Origin of the sequence: Sphingobium sp. Leaf26 (assembly GCF_001421665.1) — a bacterium.
In the GTDB taxonomy this organism is placed as follows: Bacteria; Pseudomonadota; Alphaproteobacteria; order Sphingomonadales; family Sphingomonadaceae; genus Sphingobium.
Genome location: NZ_LMKV01000004.1, coordinates 90,658 through 102,043 on the forward strand (window position 1 = coordinate 90,658; position 11,386 = coordinate 102,043).

The 11,386-nt window shown below is 60.4% G+C and carries 5 protein-coding genes; 1 reads left to right on the forward strand and 4 read right to left on the reverse strand.

The annotated features are described in order from the left end of the window. Positions 1–78 precede the first annotated feature (78 nt). Positions 79–1,767 carry a type I restriction enzyme HsdR N-terminal domain-containing protein gene (locus ASE85_RS06600; protein ID WP_156358230.1) on the reverse strand — a complete coding sequence of 563 codons (1,689 nt, stop codon included), beginning with the start codon at positions 1,765–1,767 and terminating at the stop codon, positions 79–81. 76 nt (positions 1,768–1,843) lie between these two features. Next, entirely contained in the window at positions 1,844–4,282 is a 2,439-nt protein-coding gene (locus tag ASE85_RS06605; RefSeq protein ID WP_056685534.1) for an ATP-dependent nuclease, read from the reverse strand. 533 nt (positions 4,283–4,815) lie between these two features. Here ASE85_RS06605 and ASE85_RS06610 point away from each other — a divergent pair. Continuing rightward, the gene (locus tag ASE85_RS06610; RefSeq protein WP_156358231.1) at positions 4,816–8,904 is read left to right on the forward strand and encodes an NACHT domain-containing protein; all 4,089 of its coding nucleotides are present in this window, start codon (positions 4,816–4,818) and stop codon (positions 8,902–8,904) included. Positions 8,905–9,052: 148 nt separating this feature from the next. Here the strand turns inward: ASE85_RS06610 and ASE85_RS22280 are convergent. Continuing rightward, a protein-coding gene (locus ASE85_RS22280) for an IS630 family transposase (RefSeq protein ID WP_235523318.1) occupies positions 9,053–9,942 on the reverse strand; the annotation gives its coding sequence in 2 pieces (ribosomal slippage) (positions 9,053–9,609 and positions 9,609–9,942; 891 coding nt in all). A 352-nt stretch (positions 9,943–10,294) separates the two neighbouring features. Continuing rightward, entirely contained in the window at positions 10,295–11,311 is a 1,017-nt protein-coding gene (locus ASE85_RS06625) for an IS110 family transposase (protein ID WP_056685542.1), read from the reverse strand. Positions 11,312–11,386 lie beyond the last annotated feature (75 nt).

Below are 11,386 nucleotides of genomic sequence, written 5' to 3' on the forward strand. Positions count from 1 at the left end.
GTTGGCTTGACGCTCCGGTTTCCCGAAAGGCCGCTCACATTGCGCTCCCGGGCGAGGCCAGCGGCATAAACTGGCAGGTCATGGGTGGTAGAGCGAGGCAAGCCGCGCTGGCATGGTGCCGTCTCCGAAGAAGAAACGCTCGCCGCGAAGCGCTTCCGACGCGAGCGGACCCGCCGAAGCATCGACATCCAGCCAAGCGCGCGCCTGCCAAGACCCAAACTCGACCATCCGGTCGAGCTCAGGGCGAAAATAAGCGAGGATATGGGCCTTCCATTTGGGAAAGCGGTCGATGACGCAAAGCGCGCCGTGCCCAAGATTATCGTATTGGACATTGGCAGATTCAGTCGGATGGAGTTCGCCAAGGTCGCGTTCGCGCAGCAATTTCGGATAATAGGGCACTGCTTCCAGCACGCGGATCTCCTCTTGCCAGGTCACCCGCAGCGCATGGCGGGCGGACTCAACTCGCAGGCTGCCCTGCTCGTCGCGGTGGTCGTCGATAAAGCGCTGCGATGCCAATCGCACGATATTGTCGAGCGCATGCAGCGCATGGCCGCCGGGCGAGGATGTTTGCTGCGAGAAACAAAGTTCATCACCGAAGTAGCGCTGCCGCAAATGGCTGAGACGCGCTGCTTGGTCGGCATCGGGCGACAGAATCGTTACAATCTTGGCAAGGCGGCGCACGGCGGCGGCGTGGAGCAGTACGACCTGCCAGTCGGGGGCGCTGGCGAAGCTGGTCAGGCAATGGCGGATCAGACACTCGATCGCGACCGTAGCGCGATTGCCGGCCTTGCTCTGGCCAAGCCAGGCGGGCGTCCAGTTGAGCGTGATGCTCTGCGCCTCGAGCCGCATCAGAAAATGCAGGCTGTTAGACATGTAGGCGTCGGTCACGACGCGCGGGTGGTCCGGAAAGATCTGATACAGGATGCGGAACGGGTCGGGCGTGCAATGCGCGATCAGATTGGCGGTCATCGCCTCCATTACCAGCCAGCTTGTCTCGAGCGGCAGATAGACTTCGATCACCGATGCCGGATCGAGCGCGCGAATCTCGGCTGCCATGGCGTCGGGTGCGTGCGACTTGGCGACCGCGCGCATATTCTCAACCACGCGCTGCGTCTTGCTGCCGAGGCGGCGGCGCAGCAGACCTTCGAATTCGTTGATCCGCGCGATGTTGAACTCGCGATCGAAGACCTTGTCGGTTAGGCGCAGGATGCGGCGCTTCTGGAAGAACCAGACCTGGAACGGCGACAACAAGGCGCGCAGCTGGTCGAAGTCGCGGACTAGATTGGCGCGCTCGACGCGCAGGATCGGCAGTTCGAGATCATGTTCGCGATCGAACACCTCGATCGCATGCCCATCGCACAGCACAAGCAACGCCGCGTTGATCTCGGGATGGACGGCATATTCGAATGCCTGGCGCAATTCGGCATAGCCGAACTTGCCCTTGGTCGCGCTCGGACGCTTAGCCTCGACGATCCAGAAATCCTCCTCCCACAACGTCAGGCTGTAGTCGGGTTTCAACAATTTGCCGGCGATCCGCAGCGGCACTTCGCGCTCGACCGAGAACATGCTTTCCTTGCGATAGCCGAGGGCGCGCAGGATCGGCGTGATGATCTCCTCGCGGACGTCCAATTCGACATAGTCGTCGAGCCCGGACAATCGCTCGATCTCGGCTAGCGTGGCCAGCGTCGCGGCCGGCAACGGCTCGAGCGCCTTGCCGAGCGAGAGCAAGGTATCACGGTCAAGCCGGGCGACGGTCCAATCGGTCATATGCTGGCTGTTCAGTATCTGGCCGCGACCGACACGCACGCGACGTCAAGCCGCGCCAGCGTGGCAGAGAAAGCAGTCACGCGCGCGCCTCCGCGCCTTCCGCCCCTGGCGCTAAAGCCGCCTTAGGCGTGACGGCGGCAACGGCGACAGGCGCCGGCGTTTGAAGGGAGCGGCGATGGGCGTGCTTGAGTCCGGCGAGGGCGGTGTGGAACGCCGCATAGGGTTCCACGGCATCGTCGGCATCGCCGTCGAGCGCATAGTCGCGGCGCAGCGAGAGAATGTCGTTGCGGATCGCGTCCGCTTCGACCGAAAGATCGAGATTGGCCTCTATGTCGTCGAGCACGATCCGCGCCTGTTCGCGCGTGGCGTGATGGGGATTGTCCATGACGAACAGCCGTGCACGCTGGTCGACCAAGGTTTCAAGGCGCTGGGTTCCGGCGTCGCGCTCGGCGATGCGCCGCGCCTGGTTGATCGCACGGAACAGGACGCGCATGCGATCGAGGAACAGCGCCATGTCCGTAGCGAGTTCGGGTTCAACCGGCTGCGCGCAAAACTGGGCGACCGCCTTAGCAAAACCAACCTTCTCGATGCGCCCGTTGGTCTGCTTTGCCACCTTATTGACTGCGTCAAGCAGCGGCCCGCCTTCGGCAATCGCCTTGGTGATCGCGGCAAGCGTGATCTTCGGCTTGACGCCCTCGCGGTACTTCATGACCTCGTCGATGAAGACGCAAACCGCCGCATGGGCCAGGCCGGGTGGGACCAGATCCTCCAGCTCAAGGGTGGTCGGCCAATCGGGTATGGAAGCGCCGATTGTCGCCAGGTCAAGCACCAGCGCGGGTGAGATGTTGCGCTTGAGCATTTTGTCGGTGATGAGCAACTTCTTGGCGTTGAGGCCGGACGTATCAGAATCGAGCAGGATCACAGTCGGCGGCTTGTCTGCGCCTTGGCCGCGAATGCGGAACAGGGTGTGGGGAACCTCCCCGGCCGAGCCACACGGCACGATGACGAGGCGGTTGAGATCAAGCGAGTCGTCCTCGATGTGGGGCGAGGCCTTACGGATCGCGGTTGCGGCGGCGGCCAAAATGATCTGATCGGCCGGGCCCTCGACCAGCAAGTTGACCGCGCCGACAAAGGCTGTCTCGCCGACGAAGGCGCCAAAGGCGGAGCGCAGCGGCTCGTAGTGATTACGCGTGACATTGGGCACGATGCGCGTGCCGTCGCTGATGGTCCCCTTTTCGAGGACGCGGATACGTTCGCCGTGATTCTTGTCGAGCAGGAATGGCGAGTGGGTGACGTAGACGATTTGGATGGGGTCGCGGTCCGATTTCGGGTCGGCGAGATCGTGAAACACGCGCATGAGATCCTGCTGCGCTTCGGCCGACAGATAGGTGTCGGGCTCGTCCATCAGCAGGATCGACTCGCGCGAGGAGGCCGGCCGGTGGACTTGCGCTTGGATCAGATAGGACAGGAAATAGCGCAGGCCGCTGCTGCGCTCGGAGAACGTATATTCGGTGCCGGTCCGATCGCAGATCGTGAATGCGAGCTCACGGTGGCGGAGCACGGTGCGCAGGCTGAAGTCGCGGTCCTGAACCCAATAGCGCCGGAAATTGAGCTTCCGCTCGAGCTGCTGGTTGACGCTGCGCAGTAGCCCGTTGGCATAGCCTTCATCGCTCTTGTCGATGGCGCGCGCGAGATCCTCAAGGCCATCAGGATCGATCTCGCCGAGTTCGACTAACAGACGGCGGCCCAACTCGTAGGACGCGAGTTCGTTTGGTGACAGCACGTCCTCGGCAGGTTGTACCAAAGGGTGCAACAGCGAGAATATCTGGCTGGCATGGCCCTGTGCATGCACAGGGTCGTTGCCGAGCAAAGATTGGAGCGAGGCCGCGGCATCGAGGATCGCACGCGCGGCCGATCGGCTAACCTCGGCGCGGGGCGCCGCCGCGCCGTCCAAAATATAGGCGAAGGGGATGGCGTTCGGGAGAGCTACGTCGGGCTTAATCACAAATGGCTGCGGCAGCAGCGCCTCGATAGCTTGGCTTGCAGCTGAATTGAGTTGCGCGCTGATCCAGTTGCCGTCGCTCCCGGGGATCCACAGATGTGTGTCTTCGGGCGATTCACGAATCAACACAAAGCGATCGAAGCCGCTATCGGCCTGCGCGATAGCGCCAATCGCCTGCGCCTCCTCAGCCGAGACATTGTCCCACGCGACGCCGACATGCGGCCAGCAGCGTTGCCCTTGGGCGACACCGAAATAGGGCGAGTAGCGGCAGAGATCGCGGCGTTCGATGTCGCGGCCGGTGATCGCGCTGTTGATCGCGCCGAGGAGATGGCTCTTGCCCGATTCATTAGCGCCGACCACGGTGGTGATCCGCAGGTCGATCGGCACCCGGACGAAGGGATAGCATTGGCCTCGGAAATAGTCCCATGGCATATGATCCTTGGCTTCGAGCTTACGCACGTGATCGAAGTTGAACGACTTGTAGAAGCGCGCAAATGCTTGGCTCAGCTTCATCCGGGTCTCCTGTCCACGCCATCGCGCGTTAGTGTCGCGCGGGCTGCCCTGTGTTCAAGGCGCCGTCGGATATGCGTTAGGCCCCTCTGGCCCACACTCTTCCACCAAAACTGTTGGAGGGCCAGCGCCGGATACATCAAAAACTCCAGTCCGCAGTCCGCCCTAATTCGGCTTTTCGCCGATGCAAGGCTGAACTTCTGATTTGGCTTGGCTTTGATCGACAACCTGCAGGTCCGCTTCCTGCTCGGCTTCAGCCGTAACGCGACGCCGCTCGAACAAGCGCTGAACTTCAACTTCTGACAAGAGCAGACGTTCAACCTGTGGCATGTGAACGACGGGTTTGTCCCAATTGCTGCGTACCGATGGCGACCCTTCCCAGACGCTCAACCGCAGATACCGAATTGACCCACAGCACCTTGTCCATATCGCCGATCGGGCAAGAGCGCTCAGCCGAAAACTATTGAAAGGATTGGCGTCAACGCCCTATCATCTAACGATGAACGCGCAAGTCGTGCTCACCTGAAGTCTGCGAGATGGCAAGTCCCCAAGTGTCGACAGTAAGAGCTACAGGTCAAGGCGCGGCAAACTGCGGGATCTCCTCCTATTTCACACGGCGGCTCAGGCTGCTGAGCAGCGAATCGAACGGGTCAATCGACGAAAACGGATTGCTCGGGCTTGCTGGTTCTCATGTCGTGCTGGGCGAACCGGGCATGGGGAAAAGCGAACTGCTGCGCGAGCTCGGCCGCCAGCTCGATGTCCAACCTGTCACCGCTGTCCGATTTTTGCTTTCCAAAAATCCCGCAGGACTTGTTACCTCCGGCAAGCCTCTTCTGATCGATGGCCTCGATGAGGCCATGGCACGTCGGGAGGGCGACGCCGTGGACGCTGTTCTTGAACAATTGGCTGATGCAGGGGCTCCTACGTTCATCATCTCCTGTCGATCGCGAGAATGGCAGGCGCGCACGATGGCGAACCTGCTTCAAATCTATGGCCTTGAACCAAATTTGGTCACTATCGAGCCGCTCGATCGGGATGAGGCAAGCGCTTTCCTCGCGACATATCATCCGACCGTGGACGCCCAGAGTATACTTGGCCATCTGGACGCGCATAGGATCAGCGACCTCTATAGAAACCCGCTGACGCTCGACCTGATGGGGCGTGTCGCCGATTCCGATATCGCCCTCCCTTCGTCGAGAGGTGTCCTTTTCGACAGGGTGTGCAAGCTGATCTGGCCGGAGCATAACCCCAACCGTCAGGATGCGGGCCTGGCTCAACTTTGCGAGGCTGACGCTTTGTCGGCGGCAGGCGCGATGTGCGCGGCTATGCTGCTGGGCGGCGCGGAGGCGTTGACGATGGCTGGCGCAGCCGAGACGTCCTCTGGCGACATAAGGATAGTGGAGGTTACCAACCTCCCGAACGGAATTGCGGCTCCCGCGCTCTTCCATTCGAAGCTTTTTCGGAGTTGCGGGCACGCCAGGGTCGAACCCATCCATCGTGTCGTTGCGGAGTATCTTGGCGCACACTGGCTCGCGAACCAATCGACCACGCCAAGATTGCAGCGCCGGCTACTTGCGCAGTTTCATGGCAGCGGAGCAGTCCCAGCCAGCCTTAGAGGCCTTCATGCTTGGCTGGCCTATCACAGTCCGGCACTTGCCGAGCGTATCATAGCTGCCGATCCTTATGGCGTGCTGCGCTATGGCGAAGCCGACTTTCTGACGCCCAAGCAGGCTCTTAGCCTGTTCGAAGCGCTTATCGCCCTTTCCCGCGATGATCCTTGGTTCCGATCGCGCGACTGGGACAGTCACGCGGCGAAATGCTTGATGGTAGCTGGCCTCAAAGAGCAGATCGACAATGCAATCGGCGATGCCTCGAGCAGCGTGCATCTGCGCTCGCTCCTGATCGAAGGTCTGAACGGCACAGCGCTCGCTGGCGACCTCGCTGATACCCTGGAGGGGATAGTTCGCTCGCCACAACGCTTCTACCGCGAACGGGCAGATGCAGCCGAGGCGCTGCTCCCCTATCGCGACCGAATCTGGTGGCAGACCCTCATCCATAGCCTGATCGAGATGCCTGGCGAGGAAAATGGACGTCTCGCCCGCACTCTGATGGAACTGATCGAGGCTGACGCCGAGGATGATCTGGTGATTCGCTCTATACTGGCGGAGCTGGAACTACTGGTTTGCCCTTGGCCGCGAGAGAACAGGCACAGGGTCCACACTCTGCGCAGAATGGGCCGATTGGCCGAACTGGTAAAATCCGATCGCATTTGTGGCATACTGGACCTGCTTATCCAATATGGGGCTCTGCTGACGGGTAATGACCGGTGGAGCACCGAGGATGTCGCAGATTTTGCTGCACGCCTCGTCGTTCGGGCCATCGACGAATCCCTCGTAGGCGTGGGTGACGGTGCCCGGCTATGGCAATGGCTCAAACTCATCGAGAAAGGCCGTCAGTCTCAACGCAAGGGCAAGCTCGCGGTTCGGGAACGCCTGCGGGCCGATCCGGAATTGCGGCATGCAGTGCAGGAATATGGCCTCTATGGCAGCGGCCGGACGGAGAGTTTATGGGCTTTTCAGTCTGATCTTCATGAATCCTCTATTGGCCTTGGAAGTTTCGATGGCGATGTCGCTTGGTTCCTGACACGACTGAGCGGCTTCGACAACAAGGATGAGGCTCTGCGGGAAGACTGGCAGGATCTGCTTCGGCTGGGCCGCTCGCCGGAAGGCGGATTTGCGGCGATCGTTCGACAAGCCAGCGAAGGCTTTTCGCGCGGAGACCGGGCTCTGGAGGCTGCCAGACAGTATATCGAACATCCTAAGGTGCCTGCCTGGGAGAAGCGCGAGCAACGCGAAAAGGCGAAGCGAGAACGCAAGGAACGCATTGCGCTGGCCGTTCAGCGCCAACGATATCAGCGTGGACAGATCGGACTTCGTGCCGGTGAACTCAATTGGATATATGATCCATCTCGCGCCTATTTTGGTCATTTCTCCGACATTCCCGAGGCGGAGGCTGGAGCCGGGCGGATAGAGGCCTGGATCGGAGCGCAACTCGCGGCGGACGTTTTCGTTGGTTTCGAGGCTTGCCTCCACCGTTCCGATATTCCCACGGTGGCCGATATCGTGCAGGGTTTTGCCGAGAATGTCAGCTACAGTTACAGTTATGCGATCATCGCGGGTCTGGCCGAACGAAGCAGGACAGGCACAGGCTTTGCGGGCCTACACCAGGACGTACTGACGACTGGCCTCCTCCTGCTGCACGAGGATGATGGTTGGTATGAGAAGGAAGATCTGGCACTTCTGACCGCTCAGCTCGAAGCGATCGTGATCCCGAATGGGGCGGCCCGGCAGGCTTATGCCCGCTTGATGATCGAGCCCTCCCTTGCGGCGGGTACGGATCATATCGGATTTTTATACAGGCTTGGTCATAACGAGGACTGGATTGCGACAGGTGGTGCGCTCGCGAAAGAATGGCTCGTACGCTATCCAGGCCTCTCCCTGGGCGTCGAGAATGCTCTTCTGGAATGCCTGACCCATGCCAATGATCTTCATGGGCTCAAGGAGGTTGCCCAGCAACGGGCAAGCTGGGTCCTGCGCGATTATGATCATCTGCTGAGCTGGCTCGCGATCGATGTGCTCGTACGCTTCGACGAGGTGAGATCGATCCTGGAGGAGATAGGCAGCGAAGATCGAGACTTTCTCTGGTTTCTCCGCGATCGCATCGTGCTTAAGCGACGCGGAGCCATGGTCCATCTGGATGTCGAACAATCGGCCTGGATCATCGCCCAATTTCGAACCCGATGGCCTTATGCCGAACTTCGCGGCAGCAGCACCGGGAATGGGATTCCGCATGACGCAACCGACTTTCTGCGAGGACTTATAAACCGTCTCGCCAATGACGTCTCGCAAGACGCAGGCTCAGCACTCGTCGCGTTGATCGGGGAACCTGAAGATAGCTATACCGATACCCTGCGCCATATGGCCGCGGAGCAACGCCAGAAGATGGCAGAGAAGCGATTCGCGCCCACGCGTCCGGCCGAGCTGGGCGCATTGCTGCAGGACCGGAACCCCGCCAATATCGATGACTTGAGAACACTTGCCCTTCAGGAGCTGGAGATCGCGAACAAACGCCTTGGGGGATCGGACATCGATGAGGTGCGAGACTTCTGGACCGATGATGGAAAACCACGCGATGAGAACCGATGCCGCGACCGATTGGCGGGAATGATCGGCCCGGAGCTGCTTCGCTATGATATCCAGCGGATACTGGAAGCCGACATGCCGGCAACGAAGCGGGTCGACCTGGCTTTTGCGCATGGGCCCATGCAGCTGCCGATGGAGGTGAAAGGCCAATGGCATCCAGAGGTCTGGAATGCTGCGACGGACCAGCTCGACGCCCAATATCTTATCGACTGGCGTTCGGATCAACGCGGCATCTATTGCATATTTTGGTTCGGCGAATTGCCAGAGCGGACAGGCCGCAGATTGAAGGCGCCGCCAGAAGGCGTAGGGCGGCCGACGAGCGCCGCTCAAATGCGTGAAGCTGTCATGGCGCTAATTCCCGAGAACAGGCGAGCATCTATCGATGTGGTGGTCATGGACTGCAGCCCGGGAAGAAACCTGTAGAGAGCAAAGCATCTTGCCCCCCTTGGGCATAGTGTCAGGTGTTTAAATCCGACCTCGTTCTGTCATTCGGCAATGCCGGCGGCATAGATACTAGAGCAGAATCAGATCATTCTGGCTCATATCCTGTGACCGTGAAATAATTGGCGCATTATTCTGGAGTGAAACGCGGTAAAGCGTCGCGGATAGCGTCCCATATCTGTGGAACGGTCCGTGCTGCTGCTTTTCGGAGGATGGCCTTAAGCTTGGAAAAGGCATTTTCGATCGGATTGAAATCGGGACTATATGGCGGAAGGAACAGCATGCGTGCGCCCGTTGCTTCGATCGCCTCGCGCGCGGCCATGCTTTTGTGCGCTGGCAGATTGTCGAGAATGACGATGTCGCCCGGTCGCAGCGTTGGCACCAGAACCTGCTGGGCATAGGCCGCAAACCATTCGCCCGTCATTGGGCCGTCCAAGACCACGGGCGCGGTCATGCCGGTCAAACGGAGCGCGCCGGTGAAGGTGGTGGTTTTCCAATGATCATGTGGGATTGGAGACCGGCAACGCATACCGCGCCTTGCCCGTCCCCGCAGGCGGGCCATCTTCGTTGAAGCGCCAGTCTCGTCGATGAACACCAATCGTTCGGGGTCAAGGTCAGGCTGCGCCTTGAACCATGCGCGTCGCCGCGCGAGAACGTCGGGTCGTTCCTGCTCGCGGGCGTGCGCCGTTTTTTTTTGACGGTCATCGAGTGACGGTCGAGGAAGCGCCAGATGGTGCTCGGCGCAAACACCGCTCCATGCTCCGATCGATGCATCTCGACCAATTCAACCAATGTGATGTCCACCTGCTGCTCGATCGCGCCGAGTATGACGTCGCGATAGGCGGCAATCCGCTGCGATCGCATGTCACCGCCCTGGGGCTTTGCCCGCGTCGATCCGGTCTCTCGCCGGTCGCGAACCCAGCGGACCGCGCTCGCCGCCGCAACGCCAAAACGCGCCGCTGCAGCGCGTCGAGACAGACTGCCATCAGCCCATGAGCTGCGAGCGGCAGTTATACTCAAGCGCGTCTTCCAAAGCCGATCGTCGCGAATGTTGTCTAATTGATATTCGCATCGCGGTTCCTTTTTACCCGTGCCCGATTGCCAAAGGTTGTCTTCGAGGTCGTCGGACAGCTGGGAGAGCTTAACNAATGTTGTCTAATTGATATTCGCATCGCGGTTCCTTTTTACCCGTGCCCGATTGCCAAAGGTTGTCTTCGAGGTCGTCGGACAGCTGGGAGAGCTTAACGTCCGGGCCTCATGATCGCGGCCGAGCGGTAGTGGGTGGACGTCTCTGGGTCCCAAACGAGGTTTAACCCTCCACATTTCAGACGAGATCGTCCGGGCATGGCTGATCGGGATCGGGAGCGCCGGGTCAGGCCCAGCGGAACTCGGTCTCGTTCAACCAAACGGAATGCAGTAGTGCAGCTAGCTTGCGAGCAACCGCGACCTTGGCCCGCCGTGGACCTTTGGCCTCAGCTATTTTCCTGCCCCAACTCTGAAGGGCACAGGGCCTTTTTACCCGGGTTAGGATGATGTTGGCTGCCTCGTACAACGATCGCCGGAGCATCGGATCGCCGGCTTTGGAGATATGCCCTTGCGTATCGCGTTCGCCCGACTGGCTTCGGCGCGGAACCAGGCCAGCATAGGCACCAACGTCTTCGCCTCTGGCAAAGCGACGGGGATCTTCGATGCTCATGGTGTAGGTGAGCGCGGTAATCGGCCCAACGCCGGGAACCGTCATTAGACGTGCGCAGACCGGATCTGATGCAGCGCGCTGCTCCAATATGCGACTCGACGTCCGCAGCTGCGCCTCGATCGCTTCGATGGATGCCAGGAGAGGCGCGAACAACGCTTCCAGATCAGGGCGCTGGGCATACAGAGCAACCAAGCGCTCGGTGCGCTTGCCTGGCGCCCTGGTCGAACCGAGCCGGAGACCGAACAGCTTCAGCAGCCCTCGCAACTGGTTTAGCATGGCAGTGCGCGCCATGATCAACTGCGCCCGAATGCGCACAGCTGCGCGGTCGAAGTGCGTGGCCGAGGCCTTCATATGGATGCGCTTAAACCAGCCCGTGCGGGCCATCTGCGCAATGCCCTCCGCATCATGAACATCGCTCTTATTGACCCGCGCTGACAGCACGCCCTTGGCATGGCGCGCACAGATACACTCGACCGGCACATCACGGGCCACCATGCCATGATATAGAAACGCCGACAGCGGCCCCGTCTCAAGCACCACTCGCACCAGATCCGGGCAATAGCGGCCGAGCCATTTCGCGATGACGTCGGGATCGCTGGCCAGAACCTCGCGCCGCAACACAGCGCCTTCACCATCCACCACACACACATGCGTGGTCTTGTCACTCACATCCAGTCCTGCGTAGATCGACATGGTCACCCTCCTGCATTGAAGCGTTCATGCGACTTCGTACCATACAGGAGGGTGGCTACATCAATTACGCGGTGT